Raw genomic sequence first — 23,521 nt, forward strand, 5'->3', positions numbered from 1 at the left:
TCTTTTCATTATTATAATATTGTAAACATTATAAATTTAGAACAAGTTTATAATAAAAACACAACCATCTATAAGTTTTCTTTTTTACTTTATTTAATGTAATGTAAAATTTTATACTTTTCGACAAATAAAAAAAGTGCTGCTATAGCACCCCTTATGACTCAACAATTTTATTTATTAAATTATTTACAATTAACTCTGATTTAGAACTTCCTTTTTTATTGAAGCATCTAACTTGCTTATAATCAATACCATTTAAATTTAGGTCTATGATATCTATTCTCTCTCCTTCATATACAACTGGATCCTTTTTTCCTTTTAAAAATATAGATACTTTCATAAATTTTCTCCTTATGTCAAATATATATTAACTATTTTATACAAAGTATAATCTTAATTAAATCTAATTAAAATAAAAAAATATAGTGTTAAACTGTTTAATACAATAACACTATATTTATAATATCACATTTATTGCTTATTTAAAAATATTAAATGGTTTGCCTGTTGGTAAAAATACTTTACCAAAATGTTTATTTAAAACAGCTGCACCACTTCCATAAAATGAAAAGATTGCAATTGCAAGCTCTGCATAAGCAGCTAAACTATGAGCAAAATGAGGTATGATTCCAAATGAATTTAACATTAAACCTATAAATAAGAAGTCTATTAAAACAAAAATTATAAATAATACCTTATTAGTTTCCATTGCTCCAATTGTCATAAATAATGTAAATATTAAGTATGCTAAAAAGGCAAATCCTAATTGTTTTGTATCAGCTGCAGAAGCAAGTTTTTCTCCAAAAACTCCATTTTGTATAAGCCATGTCATTCCCATTGCATACCAGAAGAATGCATATGCTCCAAAAGCTGTAGCACCAAAAGTATTATTGTGTTTAAAATCATTTATACACGCTAATAATTGAGCTGTAGCACCTAAGAATATAGCCCAAGGCAATACTAAAGATACCCCGTCTGTAAGTCCTAATTTTTGTGATGATGCAACCAATGTTATTACAGCTAGTCCAAATAATCCTATTGCTGAAGGATCAGCAACTAAAATTTTTACTTCTTTTGTTCCTTCCATAATTTCCTCCTATGTACTATATAAATCAACCTTTAAAAGAGTATCAAATATTTATAGTGTTGTCAATAAAGTTATTTTACCAAATAGCTAATATTTTATTTTAGATATATTTACATCCTCTACAAGATTAATAAAATTATACATTATCAAAATATCATCAAAACTATTGCTTTTAAAAAACTCATTGAAACTTCCAATAAAACCTCTTAAATCAACAACATATACTTCTTTATAATTATTGACTAAATACTGAATAAATGAATTCCCAAAAGAATCTTTTAAAACCAATATTTTATTATTGTTAGAAGCATTATTATTCTGTATTATAGTTAATCCATTATTTCCTCTTAAAAAAGCTGAATATTTGTCACTACTACTCCACTTCGACTCATCATTTATACTATCAACAGTCACTCCATCTATAGAAACATTTAAATTTGGAACATCATAATAAGTTATAAAATCACTTTCAGCATTAAAGTTTTTACTTTTTGAAAAGTAAGTTCCATAGAAATTATCAACTTCATGCTTATTAAAATTACTCATATCTACTAAACTTAAATTATTATTTTCAACAAATTCACTATATGCTAAATATGCTCCAAAAGATGTCCAGTGATGATCTGTTTTATAATATATATACTTATCTCTATTTTCCTTCAAATTATCTGTTATTGATATTGTTTTTATATTATTATAATTATTTAAAGAATTATATATCTGATTTATATAAAATTCTTGATCAACTAAATTAATTCCGTAGGGCAAATGATCCTTATATATAACATATGAACTCGGAATAATCATGAAATTCACGTTACTATTAGGAGTATTTTTTATAAAGCCTAAAAGTGACCCAATATTTTTCTTTAAATTTCCTTCATCTATTTTTTCATACTTTTCAAACAAAAAATTATTTTTTCCATAAATTATATTATTATTTTCTATCTTACCTAGTAAATACTCACTTCTGGACTTCAAATCTATCCACTTATCCCTAAAGACAAATTGATCATTAATATATCTTTCATAATCTTTAGAAAATCGTCCTTTAAGAAAATCATCAAAATAGAATATAGGCTTTTGAGCTAAAGATCTATTTTCAAAGTTAGAAAACTCTTTATCTTTATTGAATATATCTAATATAGTAATAAATATAATTACAGTTAAGATAAATATACTAATTGGATATTTCATTATCTTTTTAATCATACTCTCCTCCTATTAAAATCTAAAATATAAGAAAGGGTTGTAACTACTATCCACCAAATATGCTACAGATATTATAAAGAGCAAGACTATAACTATTGATCTAATTACTTTATTCATCTTATTATATATCTTTAATATTATTGGAGTTGAAGAAATAATACACAATATAATAACTATAAAGTAGTTTCTAACATAATAGAACCAATCACTTCTAAAGTCCATACCAAACATCTTCTTTATATAAATACCTAATGTAGTAATATCAGTTATTGCAAATATACACCATCCTATAATTAAAAAGAATATAGTATATAAATGTGAGAAAATAACATATTTTTTTAGAACTTTTCCTAAGAATATTTTCTCTATATATATCAACACAAAGAAATATAATCCCCATAAAATAAATGTATATTCAGCACCATGCCAAAAGCCAGTTAGAAACCAAACTATCAATAAATTAAAAAATATTCTCGTTTTATTTACTCTATTACCTCCTAAAGGAATATATAAATATTCCTTGAACCAGGAACCTAAAGTTATATGCCACCTTCTCCAAAACTCAGTTATACTCCTAGATATATATGGAAAATTAAAATTCATAGGAAAGTCAAATCCAATCATTTTTCCAAGTCCTATAGCCATTGAGGAATATCCACTAAAGTCAAAATATATTTGAAATGAAAAAGATATTATACCAAGCCAAGTTAAAGGTGTTGATATATTAATTAAATCTTTACTAGATATTTCAGACCAAAGCATTCCTATATTATTAGCTATTAATACTTTTTTTGATAATCCTATTATAAATTCCTCTAATCCCAATTCGAAATTGCTCATATTTATAGAGCGATTTTTTATCTCTTTATTTATATCACTATATTTTACTATAGGCCCTGCTATTAACTGGGGAAATAAAGAAACGAAAGCTCCAAAATCTATTATATTTTTCTCTGCTTTAACTTTTCCTTTGTATACATCAATAGTATAAGATAAAGTTTGAAACGTATAAAAACTTATTCCAAGGGGTAAGGTTAAATTAATCTTATCTATCGAAGATTTAAATAGTAAGTTTATATTTTCTATAAAAAAGTTAGAGTATTTAAAATAAATTAAAATTCCTATATTAAAAACTATAGAAACTAATAATAAAACTTTGCACTTACTTTTATCTTCAAAATTCTTTTGAATTAATAGAGATACTGTATAATCAACAATAATAGATGAAATCATTATTGGAAAATATTTTGGTTCTCCAAATGAATAAAAAAACAAACTAAAAATAAGTATACATAGATTTTTATATCTATATGGAGTTATATAATATACAGCTATAAATATAGGTAAAAATCTGAATATAAAAATTAGACTACTGAAAACCATAATAAATCCTTTCTAAAAAAGCTAGATAAGAATATTTTCCTATCTAGCTTTAATTAAAATCTTATTCAAAACATTCATTTACAGCTTCCTCAGCTGCTTTAATATCCGCATTTACTAATAATATAACATAATTACCCTTTTCAGTAAGTATTGCTTTTTCTAATTTTTCCTTTTGATCTGGTAAATATGCATTATTTTTCTCAGTATCTAGCATACTTTGTAAAGTTGTTTTAACAGATTCAATCTTACCATCCTTAGCTTTTACAACAGCTGCTACATCAGCAGAGTTCATTATCATTGCTTTAGTAATAGCATAATCTTCAACATCATCTAAGTTTAATTTAGCTATATCAGTAGCCATTTGTTCATCATATTCTTGAGGCATTTGCATAGGCGCCTTTTCTTCAACCTTTGCCACTACATCCTTAGCAGTTAATCCTTCCTTTAATTCTACATTAGCACTTTTACTACCACATCCAACTAAAGCAAAAGATACTAATAGAACACTAAAACTTTTAATAAGTTTCTTCATAATAATTTATCTCCTTTTCACATTATATTTGTGAGTTGCGTTACACAAAGATTATACTATAATTATTCAAAATGAGAAAGTCATTATTTCAAAATTTTATCTGCTTTTGTATTCTTCAATCTTATTAGCAATATCTTCTAAGTATTCTAATCGCTCATATTTAAATAATAGTTCCTCTTCTAATGATTCTTTTTCTTTCATAAGTTCATTTAAAGCTCCATAATTTGAAGCGTTTTTTGTCATTTTATCTTCTATTTTAGCAAGTTCATGCTCTAAAGACTCTATTACAGAATAGATTTCTTCAAATTCCTTTTGTTCCTTAAAAGTAAATTTAGGTTTAGACGAAGTATTTTTATTTTCCTTTTGATTAGTTTTCTTTTCTTTTACTTCATTTTGAGACTTTTCTGGTTTTATTTCATATTCCTTATGTATTAAATAATCGCTATAATTACCTACATATTGTTTTACTAAGCCATCACCTTCATATGAAAAGATTTTATTACATAATCTATCTAAGAAATACCTATCATGAGATACTATAATTACTACTCCTAGGAACTCATCTAAGAAGTCTTCTAGTATCTTAAGCGTTTCGATATCTAAATCATTTGTAGGCTCATCTAGGATAAGTACATTTGGAGATTCCATCAGCACTCTTAGTAAGTGTAATCTCCTTCTTTCTCCACCTGATAGCTTTTCAATTGGGGTATATTGCATTGTACCATCAAAAAGAAATCTTTCAGCTAATTGTGATGCTGTTATATTATATCCATCTTCTGTTGGTATGTTTTCTCCACCTTCTTTTATATAATCTATAGCTCTTTGATTCAAATCCATATGTGTATTATCTTGCGAGAAGGTTCCTATACTTACTGTATCTCCAATCTCTATATCCCCATCATCTGGTCTTATAGAACCTGTTATCATATTTATTAAAGTTGTTTTTCCTGCACCATTTTTTCCTATTACACCTATTCTATCATTTTTAGAAAAAATATAATTAAAATCTTTAATTAAAACATTATTATCAAAAGCTTTAGATATATTATTTATTTCTATAATCTTTTTACCTAACCTTCTACCTACAAAAGGCATTTCTATATCAGTATTTACTGTAATATATTCAGTATTGACTAAATCATCAAACCTTTGAAGCCTAGCTTTTTGCTTAGTAGTTCTAGCTTTCGCACCTCTTCTTACCCATTTCAACTCTTTTAAGATAAGCTTTTGTCTCTTTTCTTCTTTAGCAGCTTCTACTTGTAATCTTTCAGCTTTTTTCTCTAGAAAATCACTATAATTTCCATCATATAAATAAAGATCACCCCTGTCTAGCTCTATAATCTTATTTGCTACCCTATCTAAGAAATACCTATCATGAGTAATCATAATTAAAGCACCTTTTCTTGAGTTTAGATATTCTTCTAGCCACTCTATTGATTCTGAATCAAGATGATTGGTAGGCTCATCTAATACAAGTAATTCACAAGGAGTTATTAATGAAGAAGCTAAAAATACTCTTTTTCTTTGGCCACCAGATAACTCTGCCATTTTTTTATTAAAGTCACTTATTCCAAGCTTAGTTAGAATCGTCTTAGCATCACTTTCTAAATCCCATAAATTCATAGTATCTATTTTGCTTTGAAGTGCTATTAACTTATCATTAAGTGATATGTCACTATTAACTTTTTCTAACAATTCTTCATACTCCATTAAAATCTTCATTTCAGGAGTATCCCCTTTAAATACTTGTTCTAATATAGTAGAGTTATCATCATATTTTGTATCTTGTGCTAGATATTCTATTCTTATATTCTTGCCTTTTACTACTTTACCATCAAAGAATTCATCTCTTCCAGTTAATATCTTAAGTAACGTTGACTTCCCTGCTCCATTTAAACCTATTAAACCAATTTTATCTCCGTCATTTATGTTTAATGTTACGTTGTTTAATAATATTTTTTCACTATAAGTCTTATTTATATTTTCTAATGTAATTAAATTCATACATATCTCCTTAACCTATTTATCTATTAGTATATAACTATATTGTAAATAAAAAAGTAAGCTTAGACAACTATAAAGTATCTAAGCTTACCTTTTATTGTAGAGCTATTCTGCCCTTATATTTATTTTCTATTAATTTAAATACCGGAACTCCTATTACAGTAACAACTACAAACTCACCAACTCCAACTTGTAGCATAGTTAACACTAGTGGAGCAGCAAGAACGTAATTTAGCATCCATCCAATTATTACACCATTAAAAATAGTTGGCCATAATGAAGCTATTATTAAACTAAGCTTCTTTGACTTTATATATTTAGCAGTAATGGATATTGAGGATACACTTAAAAATGTTGCTAATGTACCAAATACTATATCCATAATACCTAATCCTCCTAATATATTTGCTAAGAGACATCCTAAAGTTAATCCACCTATGTAAAAAGGATCTATAAATGCCAATAAAACTAAAATCTCTGATAATCTAAATTGTACTGGTCCATAACTTATTGGTGCTAACACTATTGTAAGTGCGGCATAAATTGCTGCAACTAAAGCAGCCTTAACTAATTTTTTTGTTATATTTTCCTTCAATGCAATCTCCTCCAAAATATTATTTATATACTCTTAAAGAAAATAATAAAAAAAGTGCCTAAACTAGACACCTCAAAATACAAACATACGAAATAAAACTACAAATATTATAGATGTAAAATAAAAAAGAGAGCTCACATAAATGAACCCTCTACGAATAAAATCACACTTAATATAAATTGCAATTAATAACCGTAGTTTTGTTTATAGACAGGAGGCTTCCGAACTGTCTTATTTAATTTTCTATAATATTATATTGTATAAGCTTTATAAAGTCAATATTTTATTTTGTTTGTAAAAATTCTTCTAATTTGCATAACTCTTTTGATTTATTTATCCACCAATCTCGACTCCATATTCTATATAATTTAATGTTTTTCTCTATTAGTACTTTATTTAAATAAATATCTTTTAATTTATATGATGAATTAATTTTTATAGTTTCAGAGTCTATTTCTAGTGCTACAATTGTATTTAGATTATTATCTTTTATTAATAATTTAATATTAAATTTATCTATATATACATTCTTTTCACTTATATACCCTAAGCCTTCTAAATATTTCTGTATTTCATTTATAATTATATTTTCACTTAAATTATTAGTAGTTATTGATTTATCTATATTCAATATATCTATATTCTCATAATTTTTAAGATTCATAGGACTATCTACTTTATCCTTACACAATACTATAATACTCTTACCTAAGTCTTTTAGAGTTTCTAGCATTTTATTATCCAGATTATTCTTTTCCCCTATATAGAAGACTTTATCAAATTTTATATTATTATCATTTATATTCTTTAATTGCAAATTATCTAACTTAGAAATTATACATGGAAATAAAGCTCCAATAATTTCTTTATTCGAAAAATCAAACTTTTCAATATTATTTTTTCCTATTTGAAGTTTTTCTCTTAATTTATTATTCCATATATAATCTATAGATTCAGGTATTAAACTATTTCTTATCATTATATCTTCATTTAACTCATTCAATAGTTTACTAAAGTCCTTATATTTATCCAAAGTATCAGAAGCCCTAATTTCCTCTTCTTCAATTTCTAAATGTAGTTTTAACTTAGGAACATTTATAATAATATCCTCCATATGCTTTTTATCTTCGATATTATTATAGGAATAGTTTAATAATTCAATATCAATTTGACTTAGATGCTCTATTAAATTTAAAATATCCCTCATATCATAAGAAATATTAAATATCTTTCTATATTTTAATATATCATCTTTCATATCTTTTCCTCTAATAAGATGCATCAAAAAATTGTTGTATTCTCCCTCATTTAATACATTTTTTAAAAAGCTTAATTTATCAATATAGGAATTTATATTTCTTAAGTTATCTTCATACTCTTTTGTAATATCATCTTCTATATTAGAGTATTTATTTAAATTATTTTCATATTTTACACTATCTTTTCTTTTTGTAAATATACCTAACAATCTATTTTTCTTTTGATGAGTTAATAAATTATAATTATATTTTAAGTTAACTAAATTAACTAAGCTCTTCAAATCTTTATTTAGCATTTTTTGATTTATAGAAAAAGTTTCAATAAAATCCTCTGTATATTGAGAATATTTTAATGGAACTTTAAAATTCGTATCTTTTTTTAATTCATCAATTTTATAAATTGCTAAGTTTAACATCTCATAATTAATAGGTTCTTTAAGGATTTTTAATTTATTATTATCAATAAATCTTCTATATTTTATATATTTTTTTATTATATCAGAATTAATAATTTTATTAACACAATTAGTAATATCAAAGTAACTGTATTTTTCAAAAGGCTTTTTTATTCTATATATACTATAATATTCGTATAAAGAATCATACTTATTTAATTTCTTTTGAGTTATCTTATATTTTTCTATTAAAGATAATGACTTATTATTTTTTAATGTAAAGAACCTAATTAAATCTATTAATTGTTTAGTCTTTTTATCAATACTTCTAGATAATACTTGAATTTTGCTTATAATAGTTTTCCCAGTGCATTCTGGTAAACTTAATAATTGTTCTTTTAAATTACTTTCAAAGTCTATTGAATCCTTTAAGTAAATAGCTCCTTTATCTAAGCTCTTTATAACCGATGTATCTATAATCTTGTTAATATAATCATCACATAATACTAACACGTGTTCTTCATTAAATAAGAGCTTGTATAAAACACCTTGAAATATATTTATTAAATATTCTTCGCTACAATTATTAATTATTAAATCTTTATTATCCTTCAAACTGTCTATAATACTATCAATTTTATAATCAAAACTTAATGTATTTAAAACATCTCCTTCTTTAACTAAATTACTTACCATTTATTAAATCCGCTGCTAATATTAAGCAACTCCCTCCTGTTTAAATTTAAGTTAATAGTACTAATACAATATATTCATAAAAATAATAATTTATAATCAAATTTAAATTATTATTTTCATTTATTGTCTATAATACTAATAGCTTAAAAATAAGGAGTTGATCTTTTGAAGAAAATATCTAAATTCATAGTATTATTTGTAGTATCATTTATTATAACATCTCTTATTATTGCTTTTTACTTCAAAGGTGCAATTTTAATAACATTTGATATTGTTAAAGATTTAAAAGATTCAAATAAAAGTGTAGCAACATTAAGTGAATTAACAGATTATTATTGCTCTACATCTATGGATGTAAGTAGATTAAAATATAAAGAAAGCTTGTCTGAAGATGTATTTTTAGATATTTATAAATCAAATATAACTGACAAACCTTCACCAGTTGTAATATATGTTCATGGTGGCAGTTGGATATACGGTGATAATGGCATTCCAATTGGATTAGATCCTATAATAAATGCATTCAATAAAAGAGGGTTTAATATAATAAGTGTATCTTATGAGTTATTAAAAGAAGATACTCCTATTTCAAATCCAGTAAGTGATGTTAAAGATGCCATAAGATGGGTATATAAAAATAAAGATGAATATAATTTTGATACAAATGACATTGGACTTCTTGGAATATCATCTGGGGCTCATTTATCTTTATTATCTGCTTATTCAAGTGAAGATGAATTCATTGGAGATAAAAATTTAGCTAATTATCCATCAAAAGTTAACTATGTAATTGATATATTTGGTCCTACTGAATTATCTACATTAGATTTTTCTGTAGTTGATGACGAATTTAAAGATGAAATAGAAAAGTTAAAAGGAAAATCATTTTTAGGTGATATATATAGCCCAATTAATTATGTGAATGGATCTTCTCCTAGTACCCTAATAATACATAGTAAAAACGATGAATTAGTTCCATATAAAAATTCCGTTGATTTATATAATAAACTTAAAGAAGAAGATGTTAATACAAATTTACTTGGTCTAAACTCTGGTGGACATGATTTTTATGGATTTGATAATAAAGAAATAGTAGCTTTAATTTTCGAAGTTTTTAAATTCCTCGTAAAAAATACTTCATTATAAAAGGCTAGCATATTATGCTAGCCTTTCTTACTTATATTATTTATTAAAAAACTTATACAATTTATAAATATTTTAATTTTTTATTAACTATTATAAGTAACTCCATATTTATTATAATAGTCTTCTATTGCATTCTTCATCTTATCGTCTATATATATATTACCATTCAATTCTCTATTATATAAATAACTTACAACTTCTTTCATTGTAACTATAGGATATGTAGTTATCCCAAAAACTTCTTTGATTTCTTCTTGAGCAGATTTATCTGATTTTCCCTTTTCCATTCTATCTACAGATATAATAAGTCCCTTTATATCAACTTTTCCTTGTGCCTTTAAAATAGGGGTAGTCTCATATATAGATGTACCTGCTGTCATAACATCTTCAACTATAACGACTCTTTTTCCATCATTTAAAGAACCTCCTAGTAATATTCCACCCTCACCGTGATCTTTTACTTCTTTTCTATTTGAGCAATATTCAACATTTATATTATATAATTCACTTAAAGAAATTGATGTAGTTACCGTAAGAGGTATTCCTTTATATGCTGGTCCAAATAAAACATCAAAATCATCTCCAAAATGTTTATGTATAGCTTTAGCATAAAACTCACCTAATTTTTTTAACTGTTCTCCAGTAGTATAATTTCCTGTGTTAATAAAAAAAGGCGTCTTTCTTCCACTTTTAGTTACAAAATCTCCAAATTTTAATACATCGCTTTCAACCATAAATTCAATAAACTCTTCTTTATATTTTTCCATACTAAACATTCCTTCCAATACAGATATTAAACATTTAATTTTAAAAATTATACGTTTGTATAATTTTATCATTTTTTTATATAAAATTCTAATATTTTTTATAAAAAATGTATAATTATAATTATTCAATAAATCGCTAGCTTTAGACTTATCACAAATTACATATTTTTATTTTTGAAAGATTAAGTATGGAAATGCTATTTACCAATAAAATTGTTATAATCTCCTAAATAGTAAGAAAAGCATTAATTTAAATTTAATGCTTTTCTATTTTGTGAATATTAATTATTTTACACCTTTAGCTTCTTTGTTTAATTCATATAGTCTCTGTCTTTCTTCTAGTGTAAGTTCAGCAGAACCTTCTCTTTTTTCAATAAGTTTTTGCAACTCTTGAAATTTTGCATCACCTAACTTAACCTTTATTACTTCTGCCTTCATATTTTTTAATTCATTTCTTTCTGAAGCAGTTAACATATCACCGTTATTTACTTTTTCTTTTAATTCATTCAATTTTTCCTTTTGTGATGCATTAAGATATCCTTCGTTTTCTGGAGTCCAAAAGCTATCAAACTTTTCTTTACCTAAATCAACTATAGCGTTACTAAATACTCTATATGCATTTGATTTATTCTTTACATCATCAGCTTGTACGTATAGTGAGTTTGAGAAATTCATTATAGAAGCTGTTAAAATAAAAAATGCAGCAAATTTTTTAATCATCTTTTGTACCTCCTTTAAATATATTCACAGTATTAGTATGTGAATAATTTAGAATTTTAAAGGAAGAAATTTTTTCTATAATAAGTCTATTTCATTTTTTTTGCAAAAATCTTTATTTTCTTCATCCCAAATAGAACATTGAACTTCTCCGATATGTTGCTTATTTAAGAAGAACATACATATACGAGATTGACCTATTCCTCCACCTATTGTATAAGACAACTCTTTTTGTAAAATTCCCTTATGAAATTGTAATTTCATTCTATCTTCGCAATTACTCTTAGTTAGTTGCTCTTCTAAAGCTTTTTCAAAAAAATCTTTAATAGCTTTTATTTGAATTTCTGTTTTAATTAATGAATTTGTCATATAAATGCCCCCTATTTATAATAATTACTCTTTTAAATCTAAATACCTATCAACTGCTATTGCTGCTTCTAAACCTTCTCTTATTGCCCAAACTACCAAAGATTGACCTCTTCTAGCATCCCCACAAGCAAATATCTTATCTTTATTAGTTATAAAATTTCCATAATCTGTTTTAATATTCCCACTATTATCTAATTCTAAATTAAAGTTACTGATTATATACTCTTCTGTTCCTAAAAAGCCCATTGCAAGTAATACAACATCTACATCAATTAATTCTTCACTATTAGGTATTTCTTTGGAAGTAGTTCTTCCATTTTCATTTTTTATCCATTCTACTTTTATTGTAATAGCAGATTTTACAATACCTTTTTCGTCTCCTATGAACTCTTTTACGCTAGTGCAATACCTTCTAGGATCCTTCCCAAATAAATTTATAGACTCCTCTTGACCATAATCAACTTTAAGTGTTTTACTCCACTCTGGCCATGGATTATTACTTTGTCTTTCTTTAGGAAGAGGTGTTGTTATTTCTAATTGTATTACAGATTTACATCCTTGTCTTATAGCAGTAGCAACACAATCTGTTCCTGTATCACCACCACCAATTATTAAAACATTTTTATTTTTACAAGAAATAAATTTATCATTACTATTTTTATTTAATAAGCTTCTAGTATTTTCTTTTAAATAATTAACAGCAAATTCTATACCTTTTAAGTTTCTTCCTGGTACATTTAAATCTCTAGGATTTGTAGCTCCTGTTGCTAAAACTATAGCCTCGTAATCTTTCAATACTTTCTCTTTTAATTTAATATCTTTAAATATATCTGTGTTAGTTAAAAAATTTATCCCTTCATTTTTCAAGATATCAACTCTTCTATTTACAACTTCCTTATCTAGCTTCATATTAGGTATACCATACATTAATAATCCACCAATTCTATCTTCTCTTTCATATACATCTACAAAGTAGCCTAGTCTATTTAAAAGATAACTAGTTGCAAGTCCTGATGGACCCGATCCAATTACAGCAACTCTTTTATTTTTTCTATACTTAGGTGCTCTAGCTTTAATTTTTCCGTCTTCAAATGCTTTATCAATAATATATCTTTCATTTTCTTTTATACTTACAGCAGGAGAATTTATAGAAACTGTACAAGCAGATTCACATGGAGCTGGACAGACTCTTCCTGTAAACTCTGGAAATGGATTTGTTTTTAATAATCTTTGTAATGCCAAATCCCAGTTTTCTTTATATATTAAATCATTAAACTCCGGTATTAAGTTATTTAAAGGGCATCCTGATGCCATTCCATTTATAAGAAGCCCTGATTGACAAAATGGTATTCCACAATCCATACACCTCGCACCCTGTTTTATTTGCTCACTTTCTGAAAGTAAGTTATGGAATTCTTTATAATGAGTTATTCTTTCATTTATAGAATCATTTATACCTACTTTTCTTTCAAACTCTAAAAATCCAGTTGGCTTTCCCATTATATTGCACTCCTTTCATAAAAAGCTGCTAATAAAGCATCTTCATGATTTAATCCTTCTGCTTTCTTTTCATCTATTAAAGTAATAATCTTTTTATAATCATTTGGAACTATTTTTAAGAAGTTTTTACTTTCAAAGCTCCAATTAGATAATATTTGTTTACCTAGTTTAGAATCTGTAGCTCCAACATGTTCTTCTATTAAAGTCTTAACTTTATTTATATCTAAATCATCTAGATCTTCTATATCAACCATTTCTCTATTCAAATTACTATTTAAGTTATTATTTTTATTATAGATATAAGCAATCCCTCCACTCATTCCAGCTGCAAAGTTAATTCCACACTCACCAAGTAGAACAACTGTTCCACCAGTCATATATTCGCATCCATGAGATCCAACACCTTCTACAACTGCTATAGCCCCAGAATTTCTAACACAAAATCTTTCTCCAGCAACTCCATTTATAAATGCTTTTCCTGCAGTAGCACCATATAAAGCAACATTTCCTATAATTACATTTTCTTCAGGATTTATATAACATTCCTTAGGATTACTCACAATAATCTTTCCTCCAGATAATCCTTTACCTAAATAATCATTACAATCTCCACTAACTTTAATTGTTATTCCTTTAGGTAAAAATCCACCTATGCTTTGTCCACCTGATCCAGTACAATTTAAAATTATGGAATCATCTCTTAAAGTATTGTATCCATATTTCCTTGTAATTTCTGATCCAAGTAATGTTCCAAGTGTTCTATCAGTATTCATTATATCTATATCAAGATTTAGAGTATTTTCTCCGTTAAAATATTTATCTACCATAGGAATTAATAAGTTTCTATCCAAAGTTTTAGCAAGTTCTACTTTATTATTTTTATTAAATTTAATTTTTGAATTTATAAACCTCTTATCTTGAACCAATATAGATGATAGATTCACTCTACTTCTTTTATAGCCTTTAACATTTTCTTTTTGTTTTAATCTATCAAACCTACCTATCATTTCTTCAACAGTTCTAAAACCTAATTTTGCCATATATTCTCTTAATTCTTCTGCAATAAAATACATAAAATTAATTACATATTCAGGTTTACCCTTAAATCTATTTCTAAGCTCTTTATTTTGAGTAGCAATACCAACAGGGCAGCTATCCAAATTACAAACTCTCATCATAACACATCCTAAAGAAATTAAAGGAGCAGTAGCAAAGCCAAATTCTTCTGCACCTAATAAGGCTGCTATAGCTACATCTCTTCCTGTCATAATCTTGCCATCAGTCTCTAATCTAACTCTATCTCTTAATCCATTTAAAATTAATGTTTGATGAGTTTCTGCAAGCCCTAATTCCCAAGGTAGTCCTGCATTTTGAATTGATGTCTTAGGTGAAGCACCAGTTCCTCCATCATGGCCAGAAATTAATATTACATTTGCACCAGCTTTTGCAACTCCAGTTGCTACAGTACCAACACCAGCCTCTGCAACAAGCTTTACTGATATATCAGCTCTTTCATTAGCTTGTTTTAAATCATATATAAGTTGAGCTAAATCTTCAATTGAATAAATATCATGATGAGGAGGAGGTGATATAAGACCAACACCTGTAGTGGCCCCTCGAGTTTTAGCTATCCACGGATATACTTTATTACCTGGTAGTTGTCCTCCTTCACCTGGTTTTGCTCCTTGAGCCATCTTAATTTGTAATTCGCTTGCATTAACTAAATACTCTGAAGTAACTCCAAATCTACCTGATGCAATTTGTTTTATTGAGGATTTTCTTGAATCACCATTTGCATCTTGTGTAAATCTATCACTATCTTCTCCGCCTTCACCAGTATTAGACTTTCCACCTATCTTATTCATTGCTATTGCTAAAGCTTCATGAGCTTCCTTTGAAATAGATCCATATGACATAGCTCCAGTTTTAAATCTTTTAACAATTGATTCTACAGTCTCTACTTCGTCTATTGGTATAGGATTACTTAAAAATTTAAAATCCATTAAATTTCTTAATGTAAAAAAGCTTTCATTATTATTTACAAGACTTGAATATTCTTTAAATATCTCATAGCTACCTGTTCTTGTAGCTTGTTGCAATTTATGAATAGTAAGTGGATTATACAAGTGCTGTTCTTTTCCAGAACGTAATTTATCTCTTCCTTTTGAATCCAAAGTAAAGTCGAAATTCTTATTACTTTTTTTAAATGCATTTCTATGTCTAATTAAGACCTCTTCTTGTATTTCTTTTAATGATATCCCTTCAATTCTACTAACTGTATTAGTAAAGTACTTATTTACAACTTCATTATTTATTCCCACTGCCTCAAAGATTTGTGATCCTCTATATGACTGAATAGTAGAGATGCCCATTTTAGATATTATCTTAACTAATCCTTTTAATATGGCTTTATTATATTTTTTTACTGATATCTCATAATCTTCTTTTAATAAGTTATCATCTTCTAATTGCCTTATAGATTCATAAGCTAAATAAGGGTTTATCGCAGAAACTCCAAAAGATATAAGTGTAGCAAAATGATGTATTTCTCTAGGTTCAGCACTTTCAATTATAATGTCTATTTTACTTCTTAAACCTCTTCTAATAAGATAATTATGAACTGATGAAAGAGCAAGTAATGAAGGTATTGGTATTAACTTATCATTTAATCCTTTATCACTTAAAATTATAATATTATAATTTTCATAATAAGCTTTTTTTACTTCTAAGGATAAATTATATAAAGCTTTTTCTAAATCGTACACTCCATTTTCTTTAGCATATAAAATACTGATTATCTTAGTTTTAAAATCTTTGCTTTTTATATTCTTTATTTTTAACAAGTCTTCATTTGATAAAATTGGAGATGATAATTTGATTTGTTTACAGTTATCTTCTGAATCTTCTAGTATATTTCCTTGTGATCCTATATAAACTGTAGTAGAAGTAATAACTTCTTCTCTTATAGCATCTATTGGAGGGTTTGTTACTTGAGCAAATAACTGTTTAAAATAATTAAATAATAATTGTGATGAGTTTGATAAAACTGCAAGTGGTGTATCTACTCCCATTGAGCTTAATGGTTCTTGTCCATTTTCACTCATAGGTAATATAGTATTTTTTAGATCATCATAGCTATAGTCAAAAGCTTTCATTAAAATTTGTCTATCAGCCATTGAAATATCAGTAGAATTGTCTTTGTTAACTTTAATTTTATCAAGAGTAATTATATTTTTTTCTACCCAAGTTAAATAAGGTAACCTTGAATAATACTTTTCCTTAAGCTCTGAATCATTTAAAAGCTTTTTATTTTTAGTATCAACTAAAAGTATTTTGCCAGGCGTTAGCCTGCTTTTAGAAATTATTTCTTCATTTTTTATATCAAGTGCTCCAACTTCTGAAGACAGTACTAAACTATTATCTTTAGTTATATAATATCTTGCTGGTCTTAATCCATTTCTATCTAAAGTCGCTCCCATGACATCTCCATCAGTAAAAACTATTGCTGCAGGTCCATCCCATGGTTCCATTAAAGTAGCATTATATTCAAAAAATGCTCTTTCTTCTTTACAAATAGATTGATTTTTATCCCATGGCTCAGGAATTAACATCATTATAGACTCTTCAATACTTCTACCATTCATTATTAAAAATTCTAAAGTATTATCCAATATAGCTGAATCTGAACCTTCTGAATTTATTATAGGTAATACTTTACTTAAATCTTCTTTAAGTACATTTGATTTTAAGTTACCTTCTCTAGCAAATAAGCTATTTATATTCCCTCTAAGGGTATTAATTTCTCCATTATGAATTATATATCTATTTGGATGAGCTCTTTTCCAACTAGGAACAGTATTAGTACTATATCTTGAGTGTACCATTACAATAGAAGATTCAACTTTTGCATTAGATAAATCTTTATAAAAGTTTTTAAGTTGTCCCGCTAAAAGTAATCCTTTATAAACAATTGTTTTACATGAAAGAGATGAAATATAAGCATTTTCAGTTACTAATTCTTTTTCAAATCTTCTTCTTAATATATATAATCTTCTTTCAAATTCTTTAACATCTTTTATATAAGAAGGCCTTTCTATTATGACTTGTTTAAAACATGGCATTGATAAAACTGCAAAATCACCAAGTTCAGCTGGATTAACTGGAACTTCTCTCCAAGTTAATATTTTAAGATTTTCTTCATTACAAAGTTTTTCAAATATATTTATACAATTTTCTTTATCAAATTTATCTACTGGTAAAAGGAACATTCCAATTGCATATTCCTCTTCATTTGGTAGTATAACTCCAAGTCTCTGGACTTCATCTTTAAAAAATCTATGTGGAATTTGAAATAATATACCTGAGCCATCTCCAGTTTTACCATCAGCTCCTGTTCCACCTCTATGTCCTAAGTTAATTAAAATATTTAAAGCATCTTCTATTGCTTTATGAGTCCTTTTACCATCAATATTTACAACTGCACCTATTCCACATGCATCATGCTCAAAAGAGCTTCTATATAAGCCTATATCATTATGCATTTTATCCTCCTTTCATATTCTCTAATTAAATATAGTTTTATGGAGCTGACTTATTACAGCTCCTATTGTAATAAAGTAGCACATAAAACTTGTTTAATAGCATGCTAAATCTCATTCATTTTCCTAATAAAATTTTACTTGAAAAGTCTATCATTTTTAATCCGAGGTCCATGCTATTTTTTTGAATATATCTAAAAGCTTCATTTTCACTCATACCTTTTTGTTGCATAAGTATACCTTTTGCTTTTTCTATAACTTTCCGCTCATTTATTTTTGTTTCTAACACATTCACTTTTTCTTTTAGCTTTTTAACTTTTCGTTCGCTTTGATAAATTATATCTAATGAAGCTAATAATATTGAATTGTTTATAGGGCTAGATATACAAAATATATCAGTTTCTTCCTGAACAAAAGATTTATATGGTTCATTTACTATTGCAAGAAAACTACATTCTTCAGCGACATTATTATATATATCTATTAATGTCATATCTTTAAATTTATAACCACTAATAACTATAGATGGTGAAAGTTGCCTTATAGCACGTATAAGCTCATTTCCATAGTTGCATAATGCTAAAACATTATAACAACTTCCAATTAAAATAGTTTTTATCTTTTGTCCTATTTCTTCATTATTTACTGCAACTATTACATCTATTATCATTTAGATTGCTCCCTTACAAGTAAATTTAATATTGTTTTAAATAGTTATCTATCTCCCATTCATGAACTTTACTTCTATAATCATCCCATTCATTCTTTTTAGCCTTTATATAATTATTAAATGTATGATCACCTAAAGTTTCTCTTACTAATTCACTTTCTTCCATATATTTAATTGCTTCTTCTAAACTACCAGGTAAGCTATCAATTCCATCTACATCTCTTTCTTCTAAAGTCATTTTGAATATATTTTTTTCTACTCTTTCAGGTGGAACTAAGTTATTCTTTATACCATCAAGGCCAGCAGCTAAAAGACATGCTAATACCAAATAAGGATTTGCACTTGGATCTGGACATCTAAGTTCAATTCTAGTACCATTTCCCCTTGTAGCAGGAACCCTTATTAAAGGACTTCTGTTTTTAGCTGACCATGCTATATATACTGGTGCTTCATATCCTGGAACTAATCTTTTATATGAATTTACTAATGGATTAGTTATTGCAGATATTCCTTTAATGTTCTTTATTAATCCTGCTATAAAACTATATGATGTTTTACTTAATCCTAATTCATCATTTTCATCAACAAACGCATTTTTCCCATCTTTATTTAATGACATATTAACGTGCATTCCTGACCCATTTATTCCAAAGAAAGGTTTCGGCATAAATGTAGCATGCACACCATGTCTTTGAGCAATTGTCTTTACTACCAATTTAAATGTCATAATATTGTCGGCAGTAGTTAAAGCATCTTCATATTTAAAATCTATTTCATTTTGACCAGCTGCTACTTCATGATGCGATGCTTCTATTTCAAATCCCATGTCTTCTAAAACTAAACTAATATCTCTTCTGACATTTTCACCAGCATCTAATGGACTTAAATCAAAGTATCCAGCATCATCTTGAGTTTTCAGTTTAGGATTGCCATATTCATCAGTGTCTAGTAAGAAAAATTCACATTCAGGTCCAACATTCATTGAATAGCCTAAATCTGCTGCATCCTTTAAAACTTTCTTTAAGATATTTCTTGGATCTCCTTCAAACGGTGTTCCATCAGGCCTATATACATCACATATTAATCTTGCAACCTTACCTTGTTGTGGTCTCCACGGAAAAATTACAAAACTATCTAGGTTTGGTCTTAAATACATATCTGATTCTTCTATTCTAACAAATCCTAATATAGAAGATCCATCAAACATAATTTCATTATTTAAAGCTTTCTCTAATTGCCTATCTGTAATTGCAACATTTTTTAATGATCCAAATATATCAGTAAATTGCAATCTTATAAATTTAACCCCATTTTCTTCTACTAATTTTTTAATATCCTCTTTTGAATATTTTGCCATAAAGTATTCCCCCTTAAAATATTTATAAAAAAAAGCGCACAATAGAAAGACTTCTATTGAACGCCATTGTTCAAAGTTATTTTTTACCATTATATTATTATTTTTTTATTTTTGCAACTATTTATTGAAAAATTATCTGAATTTTTTCATTTTTTATAATAATACCTCAATATATATATAACTTCTTTAACGTTATGGTAAAATATATTAAGAAATTTTTGCAATAAATCTTTTTATTCTTTTCACAGCCTCTATTAAATCCTCAGTTGAAGAGGCGTAACATGCTCTTATAAAACCTTCCCCACATTCTCCAAAGGCATTACCTGGTACAGCAAGAACCTTTTCTTCCATCAATAACTTTTCACAAAATTCATCTGAGCTCATTCCAGTGGACTTAATACAAGGAAAGACATATAAAGCCCCCATTGGCTCAAAACATTCTAATCCCATTTCTCTAAATCCTTCCACAAGAATTCTTCTTCTCCTATTATACTCTCTAGCCATTTCTCTTACACTATCATCACCATTTTTTAAAGCCTCAATTGCTGCATATTGTGCAGTTGTTGGAGAACACATTATTGCATATTGATGTATCTTTTTTAAAGCTTCAATTAATACTTTATGTCCACAAACATATCCTAATCTCCAGCCTGTCATTGCATATGCTTTTGAAAATCCATTTATAACTAATGTTTTATCTCTTACTTCACTAAAACTAGCAATTGAATAATGATCTTTATCATAAGATAATTCAGCATAAATTTCATCAGATAGAATTATTATATCTTTGTCTTTTAAGACATCAACGATTTCTTTTAACTCTTCTTTTGTCATAATAGCTCCAGTTGGATTGTTTGGAAATGGAATTATTACAACTTTTGTTTTAGGAGTTATGGCTTCTTCTAAAAGCTTAGCAGTAAGCTTAAATTCATCTTCTGCTCTTAAGTTTATTATTTTAGGAGTAGCTCCACAAAATGTTGCACATCCTTTATAAGCAACAAAGCTAGGTTCTGGAATTATAACTTCATCTCCTGGCCCTACAAGAGCCCTTAATGCTAAATCTATTCCTTCACTTCCACCAACAGTTACTAATATTTCATCAGTTGGGTTATAGCTTAAATTAAATCTTCTATTCAAATATTTTGATATTTCTTCTCTTAATTCAACAAATCCAGCATTAGATGAGTAATGAGTTTGTCCTTTTTCTAATGAATAAATACCTGCCTCTATAACATTCCAAGGAGTAACAAAGTCAGGCTCCCCAACCCCTAATGATATAACATCATCCATTTCATTAATTAAATCAAAATATTTTCTTATACCTGATGGTGGCATATTCCTAACATTATCTAATATCATATTCTCTAAAATCATATAAAAATAGCCTCCCTATCTTCTGTTTTTCTTTCTTTAAATATTGTTCCGTGATCTTTATATTTCTTTAATACAAAGTGCGTTGCAGTACCTGTTACATATTCTTGAACTGCAAGTTTTTCCGAAACAAATAAAGCGACTTCCTTCATTGTTTTACCTTCTACAATTACAGTTAAATCAAAGCCACCTGAAGACATTAAGTAACAAGCTTTAACTTGTTTAAACTTATATATCCTTTCTGCAACTTTATCAAATCCAGCACCTCTTTGTGGCGTTATTTTTACTTCTATCAAAGCTGTTACTGTTTCCTTACCTGTATTCTCCCAATTAATAAGAGTTGTGTATCCTGCAATTATGTTTTTTTCTTCATAATCCATTATAGCATCTCTAACTTCTTCAACAGTTTTTCCAGTCATTAAAGCAATTTCTTCATCACTGTACCTACTATTTTTTTCTAAGACCTCTAAAATTTCATCCATTTTAACTACCTCCATATAAAAAAATAAATCCTTCATCCCTAAAACAAGGGACGAAGGATATAGCTTCCGCGGTACCACCCTAATAAGTAAAATTTAATTTACTCACTCAGCTTGAATACATAAAATATTCAATTCTCTATAACGTGAGAATAACGTCAATACCTAATTAAGAATTTACATTCTTATTTTTCAATACGAGATTCAAAGGCTGCTTCACTTAACATATCATACTAAACTTTCACCATTCTTTAGCTCTCTTTAATGCTTAGTTAAATTACTCTTCCTTATCATTATCTTTATTATATACGCTTTTTATTATTATAATAATAAAAGTAAAAAATTTCAATAGACTTTAATATAAAAATGCAAGTATTTTTATTAATCACCTAATTCTTAAGTTTTTATTTTCATTGTCATTAGAAAATATAAGCGATAATAGGACACTACATAATAATATCATCAATATTATTAAAATTGATATAGACACTGATATCTCTATATTAAAGTATAATACTAGCAATTTTATCCCTGTAAACATTAATATAAGTGCTACCCCATATCTCATAAATTTAAACATATTATTTAATCTATTTAGTATGTAATACATACTTCTTAAACATATTATAGCAAAAACATTAGATGTATACACAATAAGAGGATCTTGAGTTATTGAAAAAATAGCTGGTATCGAATCTAATGCAAATAGTACATCTGAACTTTCTATTATTATTAAAATTATAAATAAAGGAGTTGCATAAAGCTTATTGTTTATTCTTGCAAAAAAATTATGACCTACTAATTTATCATGTACAGGCATTATTTTTCTAAATATCATTATTACAGGATTTTTATTAAAGTCTATATTATTATCATCATGAAACATCATTTTAAGACCGCTAAACATTAGAATTATCCCAAATATATATACTATAAAATGAAATTTATTTATAATTTCTATACCAAGTAATATGAAAATTAATCTTAATATAACAGCACCCGTTATCCCATACTTTAATACTCTTTCTTGATATTCTAATGATATATTAAAGCTTGAAAATACCATTAAAAATAGAAATAAATTATCTAAACTAAGAGACATTTCTATTATATAGCCCCCTAAAAACTCTATAGCTGGTTTAATTCCCATTGAAAAATATATGTATATATTAAATAAGATAGCCAGCCCTATCCAAAATATTAAATTGAAAAAAGATTTTTTTACCCTCATAGAATCTCCACTTTCTAAATCGTTACTCTTGGAATTATATGAAAATAAATTTAAATTTATTTCAATAAAATAAAAAGAAGTTATATATAAATAAAATGGAACCTATAAGATGGACACTTATAAAAGAGAGTCTATCTATATAGGTTCTTTTTTTGTACAATAAAGTTATGAGGTGATTTAATATGAGTAAAATAAGGTTCTCAAATAATGAAA

18 protein-coding genes, 1 pseudogene and 1 other annotated feature are annotated in these 23,521 nt (G+C 26.7%); of the genes and pseudogenes, 1 reads left to right on the plus strand and 18 read right to left on the minus strand.

Annotated elements, in window-relative coordinates; all coding sequences use genetic code 11:
* Window positions 1-154: 154 nt before the first annotated feature.
* From J7M87_RS01815 to J7M87_RS01850, 8 genes are all read right to left on the minus strand, one after another.
* A complete protein-coding gene (locus tag J7M87_RS01815; RefSeq protein WP_291648092.1) occupies window positions 155-340 on the minus strand; it encodes a hypothetical protein in 186 nt (61 codons plus the stop codon).
* A 138-nt stretch (window positions 341-478) separates the two neighbouring features.
* Window positions 479-1,087, minus strand: coding sequence for an acetate uptake transporter (locus J7M87_RS01820; protein WP_291648094.1), 609 nt, complete (start codon window positions 1,085-1,087; stop codon window positions 479-481).
* Window positions 1,088-1,174: 87 nt separating this feature from the next.
* Complete coding sequence (locus J7M87_RS01825; RefSeq protein WP_291648096.1) at window positions 1,175-2,299, minus strand: DHHW family protein; 1,125 nt, start codon at window positions 2,297-2,299, stop codon at window positions 1,175-1,177.
* Between the two features lie 12 nt (window positions 2,300-2,311).
* Window positions 2,312-3,682, minus strand: a complete 1,371-nt coding sequence (locus J7M87_RS01830) for an MBOAT family O-acyltransferase (RefSeq protein WP_291648097.1) — start codon at window positions 3,680-3,682, stop codon at window positions 2,312-2,314.
* A 61-nt stretch (window positions 3,683-3,743) separates the two neighbouring features.
* Window positions 3,744-4,214: a DUF4358 domain-containing protein gene (locus tag J7M87_RS01835; protein ID WP_291648099.1), complete on the minus strand. Its 471-nt coding sequence runs from the start codon at window positions 4,212-4,214 to the stop codon at window positions 3,744-3,746.
* 96 nt (window positions 4,215-4,310) lie between these two features.
* Window positions 4,311-6,218 carry an ABC-F family ATP-binding cassette domain-containing protein gene (locus J7M87_RS01840; protein WP_291648101.1) on the minus strand — a complete coding sequence of 636 codons (1,908 nt, stop codon included), beginning with the start codon at window positions 6,216-6,218 and terminating at the stop codon, window positions 4,311-4,313.
* A 94-nt stretch (window positions 6,219-6,312) separates the two neighbouring features.
* On the minus strand, window positions 6,313-6,813 hold the full coding sequence (locus J7M87_RS01845; protein WP_291648103.1) for a QueT transporter family protein: 501 nt from the start codon (window positions 6,811-6,813) through the stop codon (window positions 6,313-6,315).
* Window positions 6,814-7,096: 283 nt separating this feature from the next.
* The gene (locus tag J7M87_RS01850; protein ID WP_291648105.1) at window positions 7,097-9,163 is read right to left on the minus strand and encodes a hypothetical protein; all 2,067 of its coding nucleotides are present in this window, start codon (window positions 9,161-9,163) and stop codon (window positions 7,097-7,099) included.
* A 165-nt stretch (window positions 9,164-9,328) separates the two neighbouring features.
* Between J7M87_RS01850 and J7M87_RS01855 the strand changes: the two genes are divergently transcribed.
* Window positions 9,329-10,309 (plus strand): alpha/beta hydrolase, encoded by a 981-nt coding sequence (locus J7M87_RS01855; RefSeq protein WP_291648107.1) that lies wholly within the window; start codon window positions 9,329-9,331, stop codon window positions 10,307-10,309.
* Window positions 10,310-10,392: 83 nt separating this feature from the next.
* Here J7M87_RS01855 and pyrE read toward each other — a convergent pair whose 3' ends face one another.
* The 10 genes and pseudogenes from pyrE to J7M87_RS01905 form a co-directional block, all read right to left on the minus strand.
* Window positions 10,393-11,076: an orotate phosphoribosyltransferase gene (pyrE, locus tag J7M87_RS01860; RefSeq protein ID WP_291648109.1), complete on the minus strand. Its 684-nt coding sequence runs from the start codon at window positions 11,074-11,076 to the stop codon at window positions 10,393-10,395.
* Between the two features lie 285 nt (window positions 11,077-11,361).
* Window positions 11,362-11,796: a hypothetical protein gene (locus J7M87_RS01865; RefSeq protein WP_291648111.1), complete on the minus strand. Its 435-nt coding sequence runs from the start codon at window positions 11,794-11,796 to the stop codon at window positions 11,362-11,364.
* A gap of 75 nt (window positions 11,797-11,871) precedes the next feature.
* Window positions 11,872-12,105 (minus strand): annotated as a pseudogene (locus tag J7M87_RS01870) (aspartate--ammonia ligase); the annotation flags it as partial.
* An 81-nt stretch (window positions 12,106-12,186) separates the two neighbouring features.
* Complete coding sequence (locus J7M87_RS01875) at window positions 12,187-13,662, minus strand: glutamate synthase subunit beta (RefSeq protein ID WP_291648113.1); 1,476 nt, start codon at window positions 13,660-13,662, stop codon at window positions 12,187-12,189.
* Window positions 13,662-18,203, minus strand: a complete 4,542-nt coding sequence (gene gltB, locus J7M87_RS01880) for a glutamate synthase large subunit (protein WP_291648115.1) — start codon at window positions 18,201-18,203, stop codon at window positions 13,662-13,664. Before gltB ends, J7M87_RS01875 begins: the two co-directional genes overlap by 1 nt.
* A gap of 115 nt (window positions 18,204-18,318) precedes the next feature.
* Window positions 18,319-18,870 (minus strand): ANTAR domain-containing protein, encoded by a 552-nt coding sequence (locus J7M87_RS01885; RefSeq protein ID WP_291648117.1) that lies wholly within the window; start codon window positions 18,868-18,870, stop codon window positions 18,319-18,321.
* 25 nt (window positions 18,871-18,895) lie between these two features.
* Window positions 18,896-20,227: a type I glutamate--ammonia ligase gene (glnA, locus tag J7M87_RS01890; protein ID WP_291648119.1), complete on the minus strand. Its 1,332-nt coding sequence runs from the start codon at window positions 20,225-20,227 to the stop codon at window positions 18,896-18,898.
* Between the two features lie 207 nt (window positions 20,228-20,434).
* The gene (locus J7M87_RS01895; protein ID WP_291648121.1) at window positions 20,435-21,601 is read right to left on the minus strand and encodes an aminotransferase class I/II-fold pyridoxal phosphate-dependent enzyme; all 1,167 of its coding nucleotides are present in this window, start codon (window positions 21,599-21,601) and stop codon (window positions 20,435-20,437) included.
* Complete coding sequence (locus J7M87_RS01900) at window positions 21,598-22,080, minus strand: Lrp/AsnC family transcriptional regulator (protein WP_291648123.1); 483 nt, start codon at window positions 22,078-22,080, stop codon at window positions 21,598-21,600. The genes J7M87_RS01895 and J7M87_RS01900 overlap by 4 nt, the downstream gene beginning before the upstream one ends.
* A 43-nt stretch (window positions 22,081-22,123) precedes the next feature.
* Window positions 22,124-22,380, minus strand: a binding site (T-box leader).
* Between the two features lie 82 nt (window positions 22,381-22,462).
* Window positions 22,463-23,308, minus strand: a complete 846-nt coding sequence (locus J7M87_RS01905) for a TerC/Alx family metal homeostasis membrane protein (protein WP_291648124.1) — start codon at window positions 23,306-23,308, stop codon at window positions 22,463-22,465.
* Window positions 23,309-23,521 lie beyond the last annotated feature (213 nt).

This window comes from Clostridium sp., from assembly GCF_017888565.1.
In the GTDB taxonomy this organism is placed as follows: Bacteria; Bacillota; Clostridia; order Clostridiales; family Clostridiaceae; genus Clostridium.